At 65.6% G+C, this 20,940-nt stretch carries 21 protein-coding genes; 15 read left to right on the plus strand and 6 right to left on the minus strand.

Features of this window, described 5'->3' with window-relative positions:
- The first annotated feature begins 3 nt into the window (after positions 1–3).
- Positions 4–2,847, plus strand: coding sequence for a serine/threonine-protein kinase (locus Lysil_RS01335; RefSeq protein WP_103073785.1), 2,844 nt, complete (start codon positions 4–6; stop codon positions 2,845–2,847).
- Here the strand turns inward: Lysil_RS01335 and Lysil_RS01340 are convergent.
- The gene (locus Lysil_RS01340) at positions 2,814–3,446 is read right to left on the minus strand and encodes a thymidine kinase (protein ID WP_103074911.1); all 633 of its coding nucleotides are present in this window, start codon (positions 3,444–3,446) and stop codon (positions 2,814–2,816) included. The genes Lysil_RS01335 and Lysil_RS01340 overlap by 34 nt on opposite strands.
- 88 nt (positions 3,447–3,534) lie before the next feature.
- Here Lysil_RS01340 and Lysil_RS01345 point away from each other — a divergent pair, with 88 nt between their 5' ends.
- The 4 genes from Lysil_RS01345 to Lysil_RS01360 all read left to right on the plus strand — a co-directional run bounded on the left by Lysil_RS01345 (position 3,535) and on the right by Lysil_RS01360 (position 10,517).
- On the plus strand, positions 3,535–5,514 hold the full coding sequence (locus Lysil_RS01345) for a UvrD-helicase domain-containing protein (protein ID WP_103073786.1): 1,980 nt from the start codon (positions 3,535–3,537) through the stop codon (positions 5,512–5,514).
- Positions 5,515–5,585: 71 nt separating this feature from the next.
- Complete coding sequence (locus tag Lysil_RS01350) at positions 5,586–6,488, plus strand: hypothetical protein (RefSeq protein ID WP_103073787.1); 903 nt, start codon at positions 5,586–5,588, stop codon at positions 6,486–6,488.
- Positions 6,489–6,497: 9 nt separating this feature from the next.
- Positions 6,498–9,119 carry a glycerol-3-phosphate 1-O-acyltransferase PlsB gene (gene plsB, locus Lysil_RS01355; protein ID WP_103073788.1) on the plus strand — a complete coding sequence of 874 codons (2,622 nt, stop codon included), beginning with the start codon at positions 6,498–6,500 and terminating at the stop codon, positions 9,117–9,119.
- A gap of 288 nt (positions 9,120–9,407) precedes the next feature.
- Positions 9,408–10,517 (plus strand): helix-turn-helix transcriptional regulator, encoded by a 1,110-nt coding sequence (locus Lysil_RS01360; RefSeq protein ID WP_103073789.1) that lies wholly within the window; start codon positions 9,408–9,410, stop codon positions 10,515–10,517.
- On the opposite strand, the gene Lysil_RS01365 is transcribed toward Lysil_RS01360, so the two are convergent.
- Positions 10,518–10,721, minus strand: a complete 204-nt coding sequence (locus tag Lysil_RS01365; protein WP_103073790.1) for a YdcH family protein — start codon at positions 10,719–10,721, stop codon at positions 10,518–10,520.
- 126 nt (positions 10,722–10,847) lie between these two features.
- On the opposite strand from Lysil_RS01365, the gene cfa reads away from it, so the two are divergent.
- From cfa to Lysil_RS01390, 5 genes are all read left to right on the plus strand, one after another.
- Positions 10,848–12,035 carry a cyclopropane fatty acyl phospholipid synthase gene (gene cfa / locus Lysil_RS01370; protein ID WP_103073791.1) on the plus strand — a complete coding sequence of 396 codons (1,188 nt, stop codon included), beginning with the start codon at positions 10,848–10,850 and terminating at the stop codon, positions 12,033–12,035.
- 12 nt (positions 12,036–12,047) lie between these two features.
- Positions 12,048–12,959: a tRNA 2-thiocytidine(32) synthetase TtcA gene (gene ttcA / locus Lysil_RS01375; protein ID WP_103073792.1), complete on the plus strand. Its 912-nt coding sequence runs from the start codon at positions 12,048–12,050 to the stop codon at positions 12,957–12,959.
- Positions 12,960–13,021: 62 nt separating this feature from the next.
- Positions 13,022–13,930 (plus strand): recombination-associated protein RdgC, encoded by a 909-nt coding sequence (locus Lysil_RS01380; RefSeq protein WP_103073793.1) that lies wholly within the window; start codon positions 13,022–13,024, stop codon positions 13,928–13,930.
- Positions 13,930–14,676 (plus strand): M48 family metallopeptidase, encoded by a 747-nt coding sequence (locus tag Lysil_RS01385; RefSeq protein WP_240600004.1) that lies wholly within the window; start codon positions 13,930–13,932, stop codon positions 14,674–14,676. The genes Lysil_RS01380 and Lysil_RS01385 overlap by 1 nt, the downstream gene beginning before the upstream one ends.
- Before the next feature lie 65 nt (positions 14,677–14,741).
- Positions 14,742–15,173, plus strand: coding sequence for a phosphate-starvation-inducible protein PsiE (locus Lysil_RS01390; RefSeq protein ID WP_240600006.1), 432 nt, complete (start codon positions 14,742–14,744; stop codon positions 15,171–15,173).
- Positions 15,174–15,180: 7 nt separating this feature from the next.
- Here the strand turns inward: Lysil_RS01390 and Lysil_RS01395 are convergent, their stop codons facing one another.
- Together Lysil_RS01395 and hemH are read right to left on the minus strand one after the other, a co-directional pair.
- A complete protein-coding gene (locus Lysil_RS01395; RefSeq protein ID WP_103073795.1) occupies positions 15,181–16,038 on the minus strand; it encodes an alpha/beta fold hydrolase in 858 nt (285 codons plus the stop codon).
- A complete protein-coding gene (hemH, locus tag Lysil_RS01400; protein WP_103074913.1) occupies positions 16,035–16,997 on the minus strand; it encodes a ferrochelatase in 963 nt (320 codons plus the stop codon). Before hemH ends, Lysil_RS01395 begins: the two co-directional genes overlap by 4 nt.
- Positions 16,998–17,098: 101 nt before the next feature.
- Between hemH and Lysil_RS01405 the strand changes: the two genes are divergently transcribed.
- From Lysil_RS01405 to Lysil_RS01425, 5 genes are read left to right on the plus strand one after another with little or no spacing between them, the layout of a single operon-like run.
- The gene (locus Lysil_RS01405; protein WP_103073796.1) at positions 17,099–18,034 is read left to right on the plus strand and encodes a lipid-binding SYLF domain-containing protein; all 936 of its coding nucleotides are present in this window, start codon (positions 17,099–17,101) and stop codon (positions 18,032–18,034) included.
- Between the two features lie 49 nt (positions 18,035–18,083).
- Entirely contained in the window at positions 18,084–18,314 is a 231-nt protein-coding gene (tatA, locus tag Lysil_RS01410) for a twin-arginine translocase TatA/TatE family subunit (protein WP_103073797.1), read from the plus strand.
- A gap of 24 nt (positions 18,315–18,338) precedes the next feature.
- On the plus strand, positions 18,339–18,668 hold the full coding sequence (gene tatB, locus Lysil_RS01415; RefSeq protein WP_103073798.1) for a Sec-independent protein translocase protein TatB: 330 nt from the start codon (positions 18,339–18,341) through the stop codon (positions 18,666–18,668).
- Positions 18,669–18,677: 9 nt separating this feature from the next.
- A complete protein-coding gene (tatC, locus tag Lysil_RS01420) occupies positions 18,678–19,424 on the plus strand; it encodes a twin-arginine translocase subunit TatC (RefSeq protein ID WP_103073799.1) in 747 nt (248 codons plus the stop codon).
- Positions 19,421–20,101, plus strand: coding sequence for an RDD family protein (locus tag Lysil_RS01425; protein WP_103073800.1), 681 nt, complete (start codon positions 19,421–19,423; stop codon positions 20,099–20,101). Before tatC ends, Lysil_RS01425 begins: the two co-directional genes overlap by 4 nt.
- 3 nt (positions 20,102–20,104) lie before the next feature.
- On the opposite strand, the gene Lysil_RS01430 is transcribed toward Lysil_RS01425, so the two are convergent.
- Both Lysil_RS01430 and Lysil_RS01435 read right to left on the minus strand, forming a co-directional pair.
- Complete coding sequence (locus Lysil_RS01430; protein WP_240600008.1) at positions 20,105–20,503, minus strand: DUF1428 domain-containing protein; 399 nt, start codon at positions 20,501–20,503, stop codon at positions 20,105–20,107.
- 24 nt (positions 20,504–20,527) lie between these two features.
- The gene (locus Lysil_RS01435) at positions 20,528–20,938 is read right to left on the minus strand and encodes a VOC family protein (RefSeq protein ID WP_103073802.1); all 411 of its coding nucleotides are present in this window, start codon (positions 20,936–20,938) and stop codon (positions 20,528–20,530) included.
- Positions 20,939–20,940 lie beyond the last annotated feature (2 nt).

Below are 20,940 nucleotides of genomic sequence, written 5' to 3' on the forward strand. Positions count from 1 at the left end.
CGCATGGACCGCGCGCGCTGGCAACGCATTTCCGCCGAGCTCGATGCGCTGCTGGATCTCGATTCCGCCGCGCGCGGGCAACGTCTCGATGCCTTGCGCGCCGAAGACCCCACATTCGCCGACGAAATCGAACGCCTGCTGACGCACGAGGAAACGCGCGACCACCGCATCGACACCCCGCTGGTCACCGCGCCGCCCGGTCCGCGCGAAGGCGAACGCATCGGCCCGTACCGGCTGGATGCATTGCTTGGCGAAGGCGGCATGGGCCAGGTGTGGCAGGCCGAACGCGCCGATGGCCTGTACGCGCGCCGCGTCGCGCTGAAACTGCTGCGCCCGGGACTGGCCGACCCGACCTTGCGACTGCGCTTCAGCCGCGAACGCGACATCCTGGCGCGACTGGCGCATCCGCATATCGCGCGCCTGCTCGATGCCGGGATCGGCGAAAACGGCCAGCCCTACCTCGCACTGGAATTCGTCGAAGGGCGCGGCATCCTCGCCTATGCGCGCGAACATGCGCTCGATACCCGCGAGCGCATCGCCCTGTTCCGCCAGGTCTGCGGCGCTGTCAGCCACGCCCACGCCAACCTGATCGTCCATCGCGACCTCAAGCCGTCCAACATCCTCGTCAGTGCCGATGGCGAAGTGCGTCTGCTCGATTTCGGCATCGCCAAGCTGCTCGACGATCCGCAGGAACCGATCGAACACACCCGCACCGGCCTGCGGCCGTTCACCCTGCACTACGCCGCACCCGAGCAGGTACGCGGCGAAGTGGTCACCACCAAGACCGACGTCTATTCGCTGGGCGTGGTGTTGTACGAGCTGTTGACCGGGCAGAAACCCTATCGGCTCAAGCGCGAATCGAGCGCGCAATGGGAAGACGCGATCCTCGCCGCCGAACCGCAACGGCCCTCGCTGGCGGTCGCGCGCGACGAAGGCGACACGCCTGCGCAACGCCGGCGCATCTCGCGCGAGCTGTCGGGTGATCTCGACAACATCGTGACCAAGGCGTTGGCGAAACTGCCCGAACAGCGCTATCCATCGGCGGAAGCGCTGTCCAGCGATCTCGAACGCTATCTCGGTGGCCTGCCGGTGCTGGCGCGCGGCCAGAGTTTCTTCTATCGCACGCGCAAGTTCGTGCGCCGCCAACTGTGGCCGATCGCCACCGGCCTTGGCATCGCCGCGCTGCTGCTGGTGTTGCTCGGCGTCGCGCTGTGGCAACGCAAGGAAGCGATCCGCGAAGCGGCACGCGCGCAGGCGCTGCAGGCACTGACCGTCGGCTTGTTCGAGAACGTCGACGCCGCACGCAAGGGCAAACCGGTCGACGTCGCGACATTCCTCGATGCCGCGGAGGCGCGCGGCGAACGCGAACTGGGCCTGCAACCACAGGCGCATGCCGAACTGCTGGGTGCCGTCGCTAGCTATCGCGTCGCCCTCGGCCAGTATCCGCGTGCCGCGGATCTGCTGGAACGCCAGCGCAAACTCGTCGCCGCGTTGCCGGACGCACCAGCCAGCCTGCAACTCGACGCGGTCAGCCTGCGCGGTCGCGTCCAGCGCCTGCTCGGTGATCCCGATGCCTGCCGGCGCACGCTGGAACCACTGCTGGGTCTGGCATCGACGCAACAGGCGCAGTTGCCGGCGCATGTCGCCGAATTCGACTCGCAACTGGCACGCTGCCGCCGCGGCGTCGGCGATCGCGATGGCGCGCAGCGGCTGTTCGAACAATCGCTGGCATTGCGCAAAAGCGCGCTGGGCGATGACATCGCCGTGGTCGAGAACCTGACCGATCTCGCCGCACTGTCGGTCGATGCCGGCAACTATCCCGATGCGCTTGCGCGCTTCCAGGGCGCGCTGGCGCAGCTGCACAAGATCGCCGGCGATCGCCACCCGCTGGCGATCGACATCCTGCGCAGCATCGGCGTCACCCAGCGTGCGATGGGCGATATCACGACTGCCGCGCGCAGCATCGATCAGGCATTGGCGCTCTCGGAATCGCTGCAGGGCCCCGACCATCCGGTCACGCTGGCCTTGCGCGCTGCCGCCGCGCAATCGGCGGAGGACCTGTCGCAATGGGACAAGGCGCAATCGCTGTGGCAACAGCTCAACACCAGCGCGCAGACCAGCAATGACTCAAGCGACCTCGCCCGCAACTGGCTCGGCCTTGGGCGCGACGCCTACGAACTCGGCGACCTCGAACGCGCCCGCAGTGCGTTGCAACGCGCCATCCGCCTGAGCGCAAGCCCGCGACGCGGCGACCTGCAATTCTCCGCGCTGCTGCTGGAAGCGCGCGCCTCGTCCGAACGCGGCGATGCCGCCAACGCGCACCGCCTGACCGAGGCCGCGCAAAAGTTGCTGGATGACGGCACGGTCCACGGCAACGATGCGCAGCAGTCGCTGGCAACGACCGCCGCGCATGTCGAACTCGATGCCGACGCAGCGGAAGAGGCTGTTGCCAGCCTGCAACCGCTGGTCGCCCATGCCAGCCCGAAACCTTCGGAAGCGCAGGCGCTGCTGCTCTCGGCGCAAGCGCGCGCCAGCAGGGATGGCGCCGAACTCGACCGCCTGCGCGACCAGCTCGATGTCGCCGGCAAGGTCGCCGACGTGCCGGCGACGCGATTGTTGTCGCTGCGTTTCCGCCTGTATGCCGCCGATGCGCAATGCCGCAACAATCCACTGCTGGGCCGGCAACGCTACGACGCCTTGATGCCGCTGCTCGGATCGGCGCAACCCGAAGGTGGCGCGCTGTCGCGTGAAGCGGTGGCGCTGCACGATGACTGCGAACATCGCGCGCCATCGCCGACACCAGCGCGTCGCGGTCAGTCCTCGCGCGCGAACGGCAGCGGGCACTGAGCGGGGTCGATCCGCCCTTCGCCGCGCATGATCTTCTTGAACTCGGCGCGGCTCACCGAGACATAACGGTCATTGCCGCCGATTTCCACCTGCGGGCCTTCCTGCACGGCGCGACCGGCATCGTCCACGCGCACCGTCATCGTCGCCTTGGAACCGCTGTGGCAGATCGTCTTGATCTCCTGCATCTCGTCGGCCCAGGCCAACAACGCCGCGCTGCCTTCGAACAATTCGCCGCGGAAATCGGTGCGCAGCCCGTAGCACAGCACCGGCACCCGCAATGTGTCGACGACATCACTCAACTGCCAGGCCTGCGCACGCGACAGGAATTGCGCCTCGTCCACCAGCACGCAGTTGAGCTTGCCGTGGGCATCGATGTCCTCGCGCACATGCTGCAACAGGTCATCGTCGCGCCCGAACGCCACCGCGGCATCGCTGAGGCCGATCCGCGACGACACCACGCCGCGCCCGGCGCGATCGTCCAGCGCGGGCGTGAGGATCATCACCCGCATGCCGCGCTCGCGATAATTGTGCGCGGACTGCAGCAACGTGGTGGTCTTGCCCGCGTTCATCGCGGAATAGTAGAAGTACAACTTGGCCATTGCCGCGAATGATACCGATCTGGCGGCGAACGGTTCGACGCGGCCCGCTTCGATGAGACAATGGCCAGCCATTCTTCGTCCTCCGCCCATGCACGGTCTCAATCCGCCCCAACGCCAGGCCGTCCTCCACAGCGAGGGTCCCTTGCTGGTGCTGGCCGGCGCCGGCAGCGGCAAGACCCGCGTGATCGTGGAAAAGATCGCCCACCTGGTCGACAGCGGACGCTATCCGGCGCGACGCATCGCCGCCATCACCTTCACCAACAAGTCCGCGCGCGAAATGCGCGAACGCGTGGCCAAGCGCCTGAAGGGCGATCGTGGCGAAGGCCTGACCATCTGTACCTTCCACGCGCTGGGCCTGCGGATCCTGCAGATCGAGCACGCGCGCGCCGGATTGAAGCGCGGCTTCTCGGTGTTCGATGCCGACGATGCCGCAGCGCAGGTCAAGGACCTGATGCCCGGGGCGAAAGCGGACGCGGTGCAGGCGATGCAATCGCTGATCTGGCGCGCCAAGAACGCCGGACTGTCGCCGGAACAGGCGCTGGAATCGGCGCGCAGCACCCGCGAGCGCGAGGCAGCGGCTCTCTACGCGCGTTACCAGGCACGACTGATCTCGTTCAACGCGGTCGATTTCGACGACCTGATCCGCATCCCGGTGCAATTGCTGGAAAGCGACGACGATGCGCGGATGGCGTGGCGCGAACGCATCGGCTATCTGCTGGTGGACGAATGCCAGGACAGCAACGATGCGCAATATCGCCTGCTGAAGGCGATCGCCGGCGATGCGGGACAATTCACCTGCGTGGGCGACGACGACCAGAGCATCTACGCCTGGCGTGGCGCCAATCCCGAGAACCTCGACATGATGGCGCGCGACTATCCGGCGCTGCAGATCATCAAGCTCGAACAGAACTATCGCTGCAGCAACCGCGTGCTGCGCAGCGCGAACCAGTTGATCGCCAACAATCCGCACGCGCATCTGAAGACCCTGTGGAGCGATTCCGCCGACGGCGAGCGCATCCGCGTGTGGGAATGCCGCGATTCCGGCCACGAAGCGGAAAAGGTCGCCGGCGAGATCCGCTTCGTCGCCCAGAAGCACGGCGCGCCGTGGAGCGACTTCTGCATCCTGTTCCGCGGCAACCACCAGTCGCGCGCGCTGGAAAAGGCGCTGCAACTGCTGCGCATTCCCTACCACCTGAGCGGTGGCACCGCGTTCCTGGAACGCGCGGAAGTGAAGGACGCACTGGCGTGGCTGCGGGTGCTGGTGAATCCGGAAGACGACAGCGCCTTCCTGCGCGCGGTGCAATCGCCGAAGCGCGAAGTCGGCGCGACCACGCTGGCGCGCCTCGCCGAACTGGCGCAACACGCCGGCATGCCGATGGTGCGCGCAGCGGATTCCAACGCCATCCTGCAACAACTGCCGGCGCGGGCCTCGACGGCGCTGCATGGCTTCGTCGAGATCCTGCATCGCCTGCGCGCGCAAGCGGCATCATCGTCGCCCGCCGACCTGGTGCGCAGCCTCAGCGAACAATCCGGACTGCTCGACATGCTCAAGGCGCAATGCCGCACCGAGCAGTTGTTCGCGATCCGTCGCGGCAATCTCGATGAACTCGCCGAATGGTTCGAAGGCGCGAAAGGAAACGGGCTGGGCGATCTCGCTGCGCAACTCACGCTGATCAGCCGCAATGATCGCGACGACGGCGGCAACCAGGTGCGATTGATGTCGCTGCACGGCGCCAAGGGCCTGGAATTCCGCTACGTCTTCATCGTCGGCATGGAAGACGGCACCCTGCCGCACGAAGCCAGCATCGACGAGGGCCGACTGGAGGAAGAACGGCGCCTGCTCTACGTCGGCATCACCCGCGCCAAGGAACAGCTGTGGTTGTCGCATGCACGCGAAGCGACCAAATGGGGCAAGCGCACCACGCTGGCGCCGTCGCGCTTCATCGACGAGTTGCCGGCGACGGAACTGCAACGCGATGGCGCCGATCCGGCTGCCGACAGCGAACGCAAGCAGGAGCGTGCGCGCAGCGCGATGGCTGACCTGCGGGCGATGCTCAACGGCGGCTGACGGCACGCGCGCCCCACGCTGCGGTTAGACTCGGGCATTCGTCCGTATCAACGACATCCATTGGGGCAGAGATGACGCGAAGCGGGATCGCACGGCTGGCCCTGTGTGGCGCATTGCTGCTGTCCGCCTGCAATCGCGCGCCATCGGTTGCAACAAACACCAATGCACCGTGCCTGCAGGCGCAGACGCCGGAAGCCGCAGTGACGTTGCTGGTCGATGCCTTGCGCAGCGACGCACTCGAAACCATCCCTTGCCGCAGCGTGCCACCGGCGATGCAGGACAAGCTGGAACAGGCGTGGCGCGAAGATCGTTCGCGCTGGCCGCTTGCGGAGTTGCCGCTGTCGACGAAACTGCCGGTGGTGCTCACCGCACTCAATGGCACCGGCGCGGAAACGAAGCTGCGACTGGCATTCGATCGCCAGTTCGGCGGACAGACCGCGCAATTGCAAAGCGCCGCACGCGGGCTCGGACTGTTCGCGGTGCGCTACATCCAGAAGGAAAGCAGTTATCAGCCGGATCAGCGCGCGCACTACGCCAACCTGATCGTCGCGCTCAGCGACTGGAGCAGTCGCGCGCCGCTGGGCGATCGCACGCTCGGGCACCAGGCCATCACGCTTCTGGTCGAGGGCGCGAAGACTTCTTCCATCCATGATGACGCCGGGCTGCACGCCGCCGGCATGCGCGGATCATTGCGCGGGCTCACGCCGCTGTATCGCAATGCAAAGCAAGCGCTGGCCCTGTACGGACTGTCGCTGGACGATGTCCTCTCCAGCGTGCAGGCGCGCCTGAAGGACCAGGATGGCGACCACGCCCGCGTCCATGTGCGCTATCTGGTGCATGGCGAGGCGGTGGAGAGCGATATCGCCGTCGAGCGCCGCGATGGCCATTGGTACTTGGCCGGAATGTTGGCGGATGCAGAGGTGGCGCTGGCCGTGCCCGCGGCCCCGGCCGCCCCACCCGCCCCGCCCCGCTAGAATGCCCGCATGCCGGATCAGAACTCCCTCCCATTCCCGGACTCCACGCCCAGCCAGCAGCCCGCCGCGCCCGCGGATCCGGGCCAGGTGCCCGTCGAGCCCAACAACCGTCGCCCCCGCGAAACCACCGGCAAGCGGCCGCTGTGGGCGCGCCTGCTGGGCGCGGTGCTCAACCCCTGGCTGCAGCTGAGGCTGGAACCACCGGACGCGGCCGAACTGCTCAACGGCCACGCCATCTGCTACGTCCTCGAGGACTACGGCATCACCAATGCCCTGATCCTCGAACGCGCCTGCCGCGAGGCCGGGCTGCCATCGCCGATGCAACCGCTGGCCGGTGATCCGCTGGGCCGCAAGCGCGCCTATGTCGCGCTGTCGCGCCGCCACGCCACCACTCTCAAGCAACTCGGACTTGGCCACGGGCCGGAACAACGCACCCACTCCGGCTCGCTGGCGCGGCTGTTGCAGGCGCATCGCGACAACGACTGGCTGGATGTACAGCTGGTGCCGGTGTCGATCTTCATCGGTCGCGCGCCGGAGAAGCAGAGCGGCTGGTTCTCGGTGCTGTTCTCGGAAAACTGGGCGCTGGTCGGCCGTTTCCGCCGCCTGCTGTCGGTGCTGCTCAACGGCCGCGACACGCTGGTGCGATTCGCGCCGCCGATTTCCCTGCGCGAGATCGTCGATGAAGGCCTGCCGCCGGAACGCACGGTGCGCAAGCTGTCGCGGGTGTTGCGCACGCATTTCCATCGCATCCGCGCCGCGGTGATCGGGCCCGATCTTTCCACGCGCCGATTGCTGATCGACAAGGTGCTGGCCGCGCCCGACGTGCAAGCCGCCATCGCCGATACCGCGCGTCGTGACGGCAGCAGCAATGGCGAGGCGTGGAAGAAGGCGCACGCTTTCGCCTGGGAACTCGCCGCCGACTATTCGCATCCGGTGGTGCGTTCCGCCAGCTTCCTGTTGCAACCAATCTGGAACCGCATCTATCGCGGCATCCTCGTCCATCACCTCGATGCCTTCAAGGCCGTCGCGCCCGGCAACGAAGTGATCTACGTACCCAGCCATCGCAGCCACATGGATTACCTGCTGCTGAGTTATTTGCTCTACACCGAAGGCGTGGTGCCGCCGCACATCGTCGCCGGCATCAACCTCAACATGCCGGTGATCGGCACGCTGCTGCGCAAGGGCGGCGCGTTCTTCATCCGTCGCAGCATCCGCGGCAGCGCGCTGTATTCGGTGGTGCTGAGCGAATACGTGGCGCAACTGGTGGCGGGCGGCTATTCGATCGAATACTTCATCGAAGGTGGTCGTTCGCGCACGGGTCGCCTGCTGCAACCCAAGGGCGGCATGGTCTCGATGACGGTGCGCGCTTATCTGCGCCAGCCGGCGCGACCGGTGCTGTTCCAGCCGATCTACATCGGCTACGAAAAACTGATGGAAGGCAACAGCTACATCGACGAACTCTCGGGCAAGGTCAAGCAGAAGGAATCGATCTGGCAATTGCTGATGGGCATTCCCAAGGTGTTGCGTTCCAACTACGGGCAGGTGGTGGTGAACTACGGCGAGCCGATCCGTCTCGACGAAGTGCTGGCCGAACACGCGCACGACTGGGACGGCAAGCCGCTGCACGAGGATGATCGCCCGCAATGGCTGTCCGACACCGTCGAGGCATTGGCCGAACGCATCCAGGTGAACGTCAACCGCGCCGCCGACGTCAATCCGATCAACCTGCTGGCGATGGCGCTGCTGTCCACGCCCAAGCATTCGATGAGCGAAGCCGACCTGATCGCGCAGATCGCGTTGTCGCAGACGCTGCTGAAGGAACTGCCGTATTCCGATCGTGTCACGGTGACGCCGCACACGCCGGAGCAGATCATCGCGCACGGTGAAGAGATCAACGTGCTTGAACGCATTCGCCATCCGCTCGGCGACGTGCTCAAGGTCGAGGACGATGACAAGGCGATCCTCCTCACCTATTTCCGCAACAACGTGCTGCACCTGTTCACCGCGCTGGCGTGGGTCGCCACCTGCTTCCTGCAGAATCGTCGCCTGACCCGCACCACGGTGGTCAACCTTGGTCGCCGCGTCTATCCCTTCCTGCAGGCGGAACTGTTCCTGCCGTGGAACGAAGACGGGTTCGCGGAACGACTGGAACGCACCATCGACTTGTTCGTGCGCGAAGGCTTGCTCGACGAATCGCAGGAAAACGACACCAGCGTGCTGACCCGCGGCCTTGGCGAAACCGACGAAGTGTTCCGCCTGCGCGCGCTCGGCCATCCGTTGCGGCAGGCGTTCGAGCGCTACTACATCGCGATTTCGGTGCTGGCCAAGAACGGCCCGGGCACGCTGTCGGCCGGCGAGCTGGAAAGCCTGTGCCATCTCGCCGCACAACGGCTGTCGCTGCTGTACGCGCCAGCCGCGCCGGAGTTCTTCGACAAATCACTGTTCCGTGGCTTCATTCGCGAATTGCGCGCACTGCGCCTGGTGTGGCCGGATGCCAACGGCAAGCTGGAATTCGACGAACGCCTCGACGCCTGGGCACGCGACGCCAAGACCATCCTTGGCCGCGAACTGCGCCACACCATCGAGCGCATCAGCCCCGACGCGGTGGAGACCGCGAAAGCGGCGAACTGAACAACTGAAGGCAAACGCCGCGCAATCTGCGCTTGCAATCACAACTTTCCGGGTGATGCCGAAACGACGCCGGCGGCCGGATCCCTCCTTGGTCCACCGCGCGGCGTCTAGCGAATCGGTGCGGCGTACCTTTGCCTAGCGCTGCGTTGTCCTCCCTGAACAACGGTTGCTGCCCCCGTTCCATCTGAGCTTCCGTGTCGCATGCAGAGTGTCGCGTTTGGTGGCAGGATAGGCGACTTGGAAACACCAGTTGACATGGACTTCAACACTGCCGTAAGGACGCGCACAGTGATCAACACGCTGGATTGCCTCTATGGCAGCCTGCTGGATGCGGGCAAATTCGATGTCTTCCTGAAACGCTTCGCCGAGATCGCCGCTGCGGATTCCGCCGCGCTGTTCGATTTCGATCTGTCGCGACCGCACGTGTTGCGTTTCACCACCTCGGCCTATGACGATGCGACGCATGCGCGCTTCATCGCGGCATTCCCGACGATCGAAGACAAGCTGTGGTGGGAACGCAGCGAACGCCAGATGACCGCCGGCTCGGTGATCAACGGCATCGATCTCGCCAGCGAGCACGAGATCAAGGCGACGCGCTACTACCGCGAGTTGCTGCAGCCGTTGGACATCCTGCATTCCGCCGGCGTGTGCGGGGTGATGCGCCAGGACGCGCAGTGCCTGCTCACCATCAACCGCAGCGAACGTCGCGGCCCGTTCGGTGACGACAGCATGGACATCCTGCGCGCGTTCGCACCACACTGGGTGCGCTACAAGCAACTGGAGCAACGGCTCGCCGCCGGACAACGCGACCTGCGCGGCCATCGCGGACTGGCGGTGTTCGAACTCGGCGTCGCCTTCGACGTGCGGCGGATGAACGGCCCCGCCGAGCATTGTCTCGCCGAAGGCTGGCTGCAACGTGGCCCCGATAGCGTGTTGCGCATGCACGACGCGCGCAGCCAGTCGCTATGGGCGACTTGCCAGCGGCATGCCGCGGCCACATCGAACACCTGCACGGTGCCGGTCTACGGTCACCACGCCGAGGTGGTCGCCTACGCGGCGCTGCAACCGATCGTCGATACCAGCCTCACGCCGCGCCGCTTGCTGTTCGTGCGCCCGTTGCAGCCCACCGGCAACCACGGCGACCTCGCCGCGACCTTGCGCCTGTCATGCGGCCTGACGGTTTCCGAGGCCAACTTCGCGGTGGCCCTGCGTCGCAGTGAAACGCTGGCGGACGCCGCGCAAGTGCTCGGAATCACCGTCGGCACCGCGCGCCAGCGCCTGCAGGAAATCTTCGAGAAGATGGACCTGCATCGCCAGACCGAACTGTTCCAGGCGCTCGATGCCTTGGCCGAGCTCAACGACCATCTCTACCACCGCGCGGAACAACCGCTGCATTGATCAGGCCGGGGTATCCGGGATCAGCATCGACTCGAGTTTGGCGATCCAGTCCTTCAGCAGCAATTTGCGTTTCTTCAATCGACGCAGTGCCAGATCGTCCACTTCCACCGTGGCCTGGAGGCGGCCGATCGCGAGATCGAGATCGCGATGTTCGATCTTGAGTTCGGCCAGCCGGTGGGAGATGTCGGCGCTGTCGATGGGCATGCCGCGAGCTTAGCCGGCAATTCGTCGGTCGTCATCGCCATGGTGCCGGAACCGCCTGAATCCGACACCGCGCCTTAACGCCCACCATGCCAGCCTGCGCCATCGGTCGAACACCAATGTCGCCGCATGCCAGCCGACGCCCGCCCGCTCGAAGCGCCACTTCCTGATACCGCCCGGCGCCGTTGGGTGGCGGAATTGCTCGACCGCGCCGGCATCCACATCAATGGCGACAGCCCCTGGGATATCCGCCTGCATGACCCCGCGGCGCTGGATCGCGTGCTCGCGGAAGGCAACCTTGGCCTCGGCGAGGCTTACATGGCCGGCCTGTGGGATTGCACTGCGCTGGACATGTTCTTCGAACGGGTGTTGCGCGCCCATCTCGACCGCGAGGTGCATCCCGCACGACTGGCCTGGCATGCCCTGCAGGCCAGACTGACCAACCGGCAGAGCCGTCGTCGCGCCTGGCAGGTCGGCAAGGCCCACTACGACCTCGGCAACGGGTTCTACGCGGCCATGCTCGATCCGCGCATGGCCTATTCCTGCGCGTTCTGGCAGGACGGCGCGCACGATCTCGCGCAAGCGCAGGAAGCGAAGCTGGAACTGGTCTGCCGCAAACTGGGACTCCGTCCGGGCATGCGCGTGCTGGACATCGGCTGCGGCTGGGGCAGTTTCATGGGCTATGCCGCCGAGCGCCACGGCGTGCACTGCATCGGCGTGACCGTGTCGCGCGAGCAGGCCAACTACGCACGCGAACGCTATGCCGGACTGCCGTTGGAGTTTCGCCTGCAGGATTACCGCGACCTCGATGCCGCCGCGCTCGGCGGGCCGGTGGACCGGATCGTCAGCATCGGCATGTTCGAACATGTCGGTCGGCGCAACCATCGTGCCTTCATGCGCGTCGCGCATCGCTGCCTGCGCGATGACGGCCTGTTCCTGCTGCATACCATCGGCAAGAACCAGCGCGATGCCACGGTCGATCCGTGGATCGACAAATACATCTTCCCGAATGGCGACCTGCCTGCGCTGGGGCAGATCGGCGATGCGCTGGACGGCCTGTTCGTGTGCGAGGACCTCCACAACTTCGGTGCCGACTACGACCCGACGCTGATGGCCTGGCACGCGAATTTCGAGGCTGCGTGGCCGCGTTTCGCCGACGGGCTCGGCGAAACCTTCCACCGCATGTGGCGCTACTACCTGTTGTCCTGCGCCGGTGCGTTCCGCGCCCGCGACCTGCAACTGTGGCAATGGGTGCTGTCGAAAGACGGCGTACCCGGTGGATGGCGGCGTCCGGAACAAGTCGGCGTCCGCGGGTAAAATGCCAGGCGAATGAGCACCACAGTCCCCCTGACCCTCGCCGGCTCGCTCCCGGCAACCCAGCGCCGCACCGCGCCTGTCGACAAGCACGAGGCCGACAAGCTGGCCAAGCGCTTGCGCCACCAGGTTGGTCGTGCCATCGCCGATTTCGGGATGATCGAGGACGGCGACAAGGTGATGGCCTGCCTGTCCGGGGGCAAGGACAGCTACGCCATGCTCGATGTCCTACTGCAATTGCAGAAGAAGGCGCCGGTGTCGTTCTCGCTCACCGCGGTCAACCTCGACCAGAAGCAGCCCGACTTCCCGGAGCAGGTGTTGCCGGATTACCTGCGCTCGATCGGCGTCGATTTCCACATCATCGAGCAGGACACCTATTCCGTCGTCAGCCGGGTGATCCCCGAAGGCAAGACGATGTGCTCGCTGTGTTCACGCCTGCGTCGCGGCGCGCTCTACAGTTACGCCGAACAACACGGCTACACCAAGATCGCGCTCGGCCATCATCGCGACGACATGGTCAACACCTTCTTCCTCAACCTGTTCTTCCACGCCAAGCTCAGCGGCATGCCGCCGAAGTTGCTCAGCGACGACGGCAAGCACGTGGTGATCCGTCCGCTGGCCTACGTGCGCGAAAGCGACATCGAGGCCTATGCCGACGCCAGGCAATTCCCAATCATCCCCTGCAATCTGTGCGGATCGCAGGAAAACCTGCAGCGCAAGCAGGTCAAGCGGATGCTGGAGCAGTGGGAGCAGGAATCGCCCGGTCGCGTCGAAACCATGGCGCGTGCGCTCGGCGATATCCGCCCGTCGCAATTGGCCGATCCCAAACTGTTCGATTTCCTCGCGCTCGGCAAGCACGGCGGTGCGACACTGCCCGATACGCACGCATGGCTCTCGGGTGGTGAGACGCCACGCGGCCACGATTGATTCCCGACATTCCGCAGGCGCTGCCCGAGGAATCCGTTTCCCTTCCCCTTTCTGGTCATTCGATGTTCTTTCGCAACCTCACGCTGTTCCGTTTCCCCGCTGCCATTTCCTTCACCGACATCGACGAACGCCTGCGCGAGACCGCGCTGAAACCGGTCGGTCCGCTCGAACTGTCGTCGCGCGGCTTCATCCCGCCGTTCGGCCAGCTCGATGACGAGGCCGCCTTCCTGCACCAGATCGAACGTTCGATCTGGCTCGCCGTCGGCGGCGAGGATCGCCTGCTGCCGTCCGCCGTCGTCAACGACCAGTTGCAGAAGAAGATCGCCGAATTCGAGACGCGCAACGGCCGCAAGCCGGGCGGCAAGATGCGTCGCCAGTTGAAGGACGAGCTCGTCACCGACCTGCTGCCGCGTGCCTTCGTGCGGCCCGTGCGTACCGATGCACTGGTCGATCTCAAGCACCACGTCATCGCCATCGATACTTCATCGAAGAAGTCGGCAGAAGCAGTGGTGTCGCAGGTGCGCGAAGCGCTGGGCAGTTTCCCGGCACTACCGCTCAACGCCGAAGTCGCGACCGGCACGTTGCTGACCGGCTGGCTGGCCGGCGAGGCATTGCCGGCCGGATTGTCGTTGGGCGAAGAGTGCGAACTGCGCGATCCCGGCGACTCCGGCGCGGTAGTGAAGTTGCAAGGCATGGAATTGTCGGGCGAGGAAATCGAGACGCATCTCGAATCCGGCAAGCAGGTGACACGACTGGCGCTGCAGCTGGACGATCACGTCAGTTTCGTGCTCGGCGACGATCTGGTGATCCGCAAGTTCAAGCTGCTCGATGGCGCGGTGGAGCAACTCGAATCCAGCGATCGCGATGACGTCCGCGCCGAACTTGATGCGCGCTTCGCGCTGATGGCCGCCGAATTCGACCGCCTGTTCACCGTGCTGGAGCCCGTGCTCAAGTTGAGCAAGGTGGGATAGTGGCCGACGCAGGTCGCGATGATCTGCCCGACCTCGCCCTGCGCCTCGGTGACGGGCGTACGTTGCAACTGCCCTGCAAGCGCCACCCGCGCGCGCGCCGCATCAAACTGTCGGTGGACGAACGCGGCCCGCGCCTGACCCTGCCCATGCGCGCCAGCCTGCGCACCGCCGAACAGTTCGCGCAGGATCACGTGGCGTGGCTGGAAGCACAACTCGCGCATCTCGCCATCGATGCGCCGGAACCGTTGCGCGCCGGCGTCACCGCGACCCTGCCGTTGCGCGGCGAGTGGCTGCCGGTGCGCTGGCTGGCCGGGCGCATCAATCGTGTCTCACTGGTGGATGGCGAATTGCTGTTCGAGCGTCGCGGTGATTCCGATGCGGCGACGCGTCGTGCCCTGCGCGATTTCTACGAGGCGCAGGCGCGCGCCGACATCGCCCGCTGGTTGCCGCAGCATGCGCCGGCACTGCCGCGGCAGCCTTCGCGGATCGTCTTGCGCAAGATGAGTTCGCAGTGGGGATCGCTGGCGCCCTCGGGCGTGGTCTCGCTCGATCTGTCGCTGGTGCTGGCGCGCCCGTCCGCGTTCGAATACGTGCTGGTGCACGAACTCTGTCACTTGATCCGCGCCGATCATTCGCCGGCGTTCTGGCGCGAAGTCCAGGCGCGCTGCCCGCACTGGCGCCGCGAACGCGCCTATTTCCACGCCGAAGGTCGTGCGCTCAAGGCGCGGTTGCGTGCCTTGACCTGAGATCGCTTTGACTTAGGTGCTTGCTCTCGTGGCACACTCTGGCCAACCGACACCGGGAACCAACCATGGATCGAGGGTTGTTGCGCGCCACCAGCATCCGCGAAAGCGGAATGCGCATCCTGCCGCTGTTCGAATACATCGGGCTGATCGTCGCGCTGCTGGCGACGCTGACCGCCGGCGTGCAGGAAGTCGCCGCGATGTGGCACAAGGGCCGGGTCGAAGTCACCGATCTGCTGGTGCTCTTCATCTACCTCGAAGTGCTGTCGATGATCGAGACGTACTGGAAGGCCGGGAAATTGCCGGTACGCATGCCGCTCTACATCACCATGGTGTCACTGGCGCGCCACCTGATGCTGGAAAACCAGAACTTGGGCTGGGCTGACACCTTGGGCGTCGCGATTTCCATCGTGCTGCTCGCGGTCGCGGTATTGCTGGTGCGTTTCGGCCACATCCGCTTCCCCTACTCGGACGCCGAAACACCGCACGGCGACCACTGAGTTTTCTTCAGCCGGAAAGGAACGATCCGACCCACTCCGCGACCGGCTGCGGCGTTTCCATGTGCAGATGATGCGTGCCCGGCAGCACCAGTAGCTCTCCGTTTGGCACCGCATCGACATAGCGACGACGCACATCGTCGGGCAGATACGGTTGTGCCGGATCGGCGAATACCACCCGCGTCGGAGATTCGATGCCGCCGCACACCGCCACCACCTGCGCATCGACCGGCCGGATCCACGTCGGCACCATCAGGCGCGGATCGCTGCTCCACTGCCAGCCGCCATCGACTGCGCGCACGCCGCGTTCGACGATCAGTCGCGCCACCGGCTCGCTCATCGCGTTGGCGCGCATCCGCGCCTGGATCGCCACGTCCAATTGCGGGAACACCCGCAGCGATTTGGCATCGAGTGCACGCATCGCCGCGACGGATTCGCGCATGCGCACGGCGGTGTTTTCCGCGCTGTCGGCGAGACCGCCCAAGGCTTCGATGCAGACCAGCCGTTCGACGCGTTGCGGGCACGACGCCGCGACCAGGCTGGCGATGCCCGCGCCCATCGAATGGCCCAGCAGGTTGAAGCGCTCCCAGCCCAACGCATCGGCGACATCAAGCACGTGATGCACCGCCATCTCGAAGGTGTAGATCGCGCCCGGCGGCAAGTGCACGCTATGGCCGTGGCCGGGCAGATCGATCGCGACCAGTTCGATGCCGTCGAGATGCCGCGCCATCGGCACGAAGCTCGCGGCGTTGTCGAGCCAGCCGTGCAACGCCAGCACGCGCGGTGCATTTGCACTGGATGACGAATGCAACGCCGTGATCGTGCCCAGCGGAATGTCGATGGTGGCGTCGTGCAGGTCGAGGCTCATGCGTGCGCTCCCACGATGGATTGGATGGCCTGCACATGGGCATCGCCATCATTGAGGCAGGGGATGTAGCGCAGCGCGTGCCCACCGGCGGCGATGAAGGCCTCGGCATTGAGCATGGCGATTTCCTCCAGGGTTTCCAGGCAATCCACCGCGAAGCCGGGACAGACCACGTCGACGTCGCGGACGCCATCGCGCGCGAGTTGCTGCAACGTCGGCAAGGTGTAGGGCTGCAACCAGCGGTCGCGCCCGAAGCGCGACTGGTATGTCAGCAGGATGTCGTCGCGGGCAATGCCCAATGCCTCCGCGATCGCCGCGGTGCCCGCTTCGCAATGGGCGGCATAGGGATCGCCGTTGCGCACCAGTCGCTCGGGAATGCCGTGGAACGAGAACAGCAGTTGTTCGCCGCGACCGTGCTGCTGCCAATGCGCGCGAATCGAGGCCGCGATCGCTTCCACCCACCGTGGATCACGGTGATAGTCGTGCACGCACTTGAACATGATCTGCGGATGCCGCGCGCGCAGTTTCGCCACCACGTCCTCCACCGATCCCGTGGTGGTGGTGGAATATTGCGGATACAGCGGCAGCACCGCGATCTCGTCCACGCCATCGGCAATCAAGCCTTCCAGCGTCTTCGCCAGCGCCGGCTCGCCGTAGCGCATCGCCATCGCCACGCGCCACTGCGGCATTGCCGATTGCACGCGTGCCGCCAAGCGTCGGGTAAATGCCGCCAGCGGCGATCCTTCCTCCGTCCAGATCGCGGCGTACTTGTGCGCGACCACCGGACTGCGACGTGGCAGGATCACCCAGTGCAACAACGGCCACCACAGCAGGCGCGGAAGTTGCACCACGCGCGGATCCATCAGGAATTCGGACAGATAGTCACGCACGGCCTCCGCCGTGGGCGCGGCCGGCGTGCCCAGATTGACCAGCACCAGGGCGCGCTTGGACGGTTTCGACATCTGCATAGCTTAATCGCCCCCGCATCGCAGATCGTGCCCGGGTTGCGGCTACGCGCAATCGCGGCCTAGGATCGCTGATCCCCAGCATGTTCCGGTTGCCCATGTCCCGATTTGCTCCTGGCCCCTTGCTCGCGCGTCTTGTCCTGCTGCTGGCGTTGTGCGTCGCCCTGCCCGCGCTCGCCGCCGACGATCCGACCGATGCCCAGCGCACGCAACAGGCGCTGAAGGTGCTGCGCGATATCCAGGCCATCCCGGAACAGGCGATCCCCGACCGCCTGTTCGATGAAGCGCGCGGCATCCTGGTGGTGCCCGATGCGCTGAAGGTCGGTTTCGTCTTCGGCGGTCGCCGCGGCCACGGCCTGTTCTCGATGCGCAATCCCGATGGCACCTGGTCGAACCCGGTGTTCGTGCGCCTGACCGGCGGCAGCGTCGGTTTCCAGATCGGCGTGCAGAAATCCGACATCGTGATGGTGTTCCGCACCGCGCGCGGCCTCAACGACATCACCACCGGCAAGCTCACGCTCGGCGCCGGTGCCAGCGTCGCCGCCGGTCCGATCGGGCGCGATGCCGCCACCGGTACCGATGCGCAATTCAAGGCCGATATCTGGTCGTGGTCGCGCGCACGCGGCCTGTTCGCCGGTGTCGCCTTCGACGGCGCGGTGATCGCCATCGACGACGAGGCCAACCAGCGCATGTACGGTCCCGGTGCGACACCGCGGATGATCTTCGAACAACGCACGCCGAAACGCGCGCCCAATGTGCTGGTCGATTTCCGCGACACGCTGGAGGAAGCCGGCGCCACTGCCCACAATCGCCGCCTGGTCCAGCGCGAGAAAGGCGCCGACATCGATCGCGCAGTGGAAGCCGCCGAACGTGGCGCAACCACGCCGGCCGCGACGACGACAGCTGCAACATCCGATACGACATCCAGCGCGCCTGAACAGGCGAGCGGTCAACCCGAGCCGGAGCCCGGCGTTACCACGGAAGCACTGCCCGCCCCCGCCGCGCCAGCGAAAAAGAAGTCCGGCAAGCCCTGAGGCGCTGCGGTATCCTCACATCTGGTATTGAACGAATGGAAATCTTGCCATGAGTACTTGGCACTGGATCATCGTCCTCATCGTCGTGCTGCTGGTGTTCGGCACCAAGCGCCTGACCAGTGGCGCCCGCGATGTCGGCAAGGCGATCAACGAGTTCAAGAAAGGCATGCACACCGATGACGACGAGAAGAAGCCGCAGCAGAGCCTGAGCGACGACTCGCAGCGCAACGATGGCGCCGCCGCGCAGCCGAGCAAGCAGGACGATCAAGCGCCGCGCTGATCGCCATCACGGAACCACGCCGCCATGTTCGAACTCGGCTTCGGCAAACTGCTGGTCATCGGCATCATCGCGCTGATCGTGCTCGGGCCGGAACGCTTGCCGAAAGCGGCGCGATTCGCCGGGCTGTGGGTCCGTCGCGTGCGCGCCTACTGGTTCAACATGCGCGCCGAACTGGAACGCGAACTCGCTGCCGAAGACCTGCGCAAGCACGTCGACAGCGCCAAGCAGGCGGTACATGATGTCGGCGCCGAACTGCGCGCACCCCTGCCAGTGATTACGGGGGAGACGACGCCGAAGCCCACGAATAGCGACAGTGGCACTATGACACCCGATCGTCCCCACGACGGCGGATAGTCCAGCACGATGAGCATGCTCGATGATCCGGAATCGCTGGTCGGGGGACTGATCCCGCACCTGCTCGAATTGCGCATGCGCATCCTGCGCGCGCTGATCGGCATTGGCGTACTGCTGGCGGTCGCGTTGCCGTTCGCCAACCAGCTCTATGGCTGGCTGGCGCAACCACTGCTGAAAACATTGCCCGCCGGCGGACAATTGATCGCCACCGGCGTCGCGTCACCGTTCGTCACCCCGGTCAAGCTGTCGCTGGTCCTCGCGGTGATGGCAGCGATGCCGTGGGTGCTTTACCAGGCCTGGGCGTTCGTCGCGCCCGGGCTGTACCAGCGCGAACGCAAGATCGCCATCCCGCTGCTGGTGTCGGCGGTGTTGCTGTTCTACATCGGCTGCGCCTTCGCGTATTTCGGCGTGCTGCCGGCGACGTTCAAGTTCCTTGCGCACACCACGCCACCGGGCGTGGCGCGCATGACCGACATCAATGCCTATCTCGATTTCGTGCTGGTGATCTTTTTCGCCTTCGGCCTCAGCTTCGAGCTGCCGGTGGCGCTGGTGATCGCGGTGCTGATGGGCGTGGTGACGCCGAAACAATTGCGCGAGTGGCGCGGCTATGCGGTCGTCGCGATCTTCATCGTCGCCGCCATCATCACCCCGCCCGACATCGTCTCGCAGTTGATGCTGGCGATCCCGATGTGCCTGCTCTATGAAGCCGGCATCCTCGCTGCAGGCCTGCTCAAACCGAATACCGCGCCGGCATGAGGCCGCCGCCACTGCGCAATCCGCACTGGCAACGGCGCTGCGCCGCCTTCCTGATCGATTTCACCGCCCTCACTCCGCTGTCGCTGCTGTTGACGGCCCCTTGGTGGCGCGCCGACCTGCGTGCAGCCGCTGCCACGATCGACACCCTGCGTTCGGCGATGAACGGCGCAATGGCGAACACGCCATCCATCGATGCCGACGCCAGCGCCCTCTATGCGCGCCTGCTCTCCGATCCCGTCTTGCACGCGGCAGTGACGACCCTCGCGTACCGCATCACCGATGCCGTGCTGGTGGTGACAGCGGCCTATGCCGTGCTTTCGGCAGCGTGGAATCTGCCGGGCGAACAATCGTCATGGCAGGGCTCGCCCGGCAAGCACCTGCTCGGCCTGCGCGTGGTCGATGCTTCGGGGTATCGCGCGACCTTCTGGCAACTGTTGTTGCGACAACTCGCGGCGGGGCTGTCGTGGCTCAGCCTCAACCTCGGCCATCTGCTCGCGCTGTTGCCGCCGTTCCGCAGCCTGCACGATCGCATCGCCGACACCGACGTGGTGACAAACCGTGACACCAGCCCGTTGCCACCGTGGGCACGCGCCCTGCTGGCGATCGCGACACTGGCCGTAATCCTGTTGCCGATCCTTGCGGCGGTGTGGCTGGCGCTGCGCCTGACCACGCCGTGACGGTTATTCGGCGGCTTTCCGCGTCAGGAACGGCTTGAAACCGCCCCAGAACATCCGCTTGCCATCGAACGGCATGTCTCCCGGCGCCATCGCCGCAAGCAGGGGGTCGGACATGATCTTTCCCATCGCCTTATCGCGCGCCTTGCGCGAGGCGAATGTCACGATGCCGACCACCACGGTTTCGCCGGGCGCGAGTTTCACCGCCTGCGGAAACGAGGTGACCTTGCCGGGCTCGACGTCATCGGCCACGTTTTCGGAATAGCTCAACGCACCATGCTTGATCCACACCGGCGCGCACTTGCGGCTGAATTTCTTGTATTCGTCCAGCTTGGCTTCGGGAACCGGAATCACGAACACATCGACATACATCGCTGCTCTCCTTTCATCAAGGCGCATCGCCATGCATCGCGATGCGCGGGGTGACGATCATTGCTTCGCGTTCATCTCGCAATTGACCATCCACGGGACGCCGAACTGGTCGACGCACATGCCGAAGCCTTCGGCCCAGAAGGTCTTCTCGAACGGCATGGTGACCTGGCCGTTTTTCGACAACGCCGCGAACAGCCGCTGGCCATCCGCCACATCCTTCGCACCGATGGACAGCGAACATCCCTGGATCGCCTTGCGCTGTTCCGCCGGCATGTCCGCGCCCATCAGGATGCTGCCGTCGGGAAATTGCAGGGTGGCATGCATGATGGCGTCGCCCATGCCCGGCGCCTGATCCGCCATCGGCGTCTCGCCCCAGGTCATCAGGAACAGCAGTTTCGCGCCGAGTTCCTGCTGGTAGAAATCGAACGCCTGCCTGCAGTCGCCCTTGAAACTGAGATATGGATTCATCG

This window comes from Solilutibacter silvestris (assembly GCF_002895945.1).
In the GTDB taxonomy this organism is placed as follows: domain Bacteria; phylum Pseudomonadota; class Gammaproteobacteria; order Xanthomonadales; family Xanthomonadaceae; genus Solilutibacter; species Solilutibacter silvestris.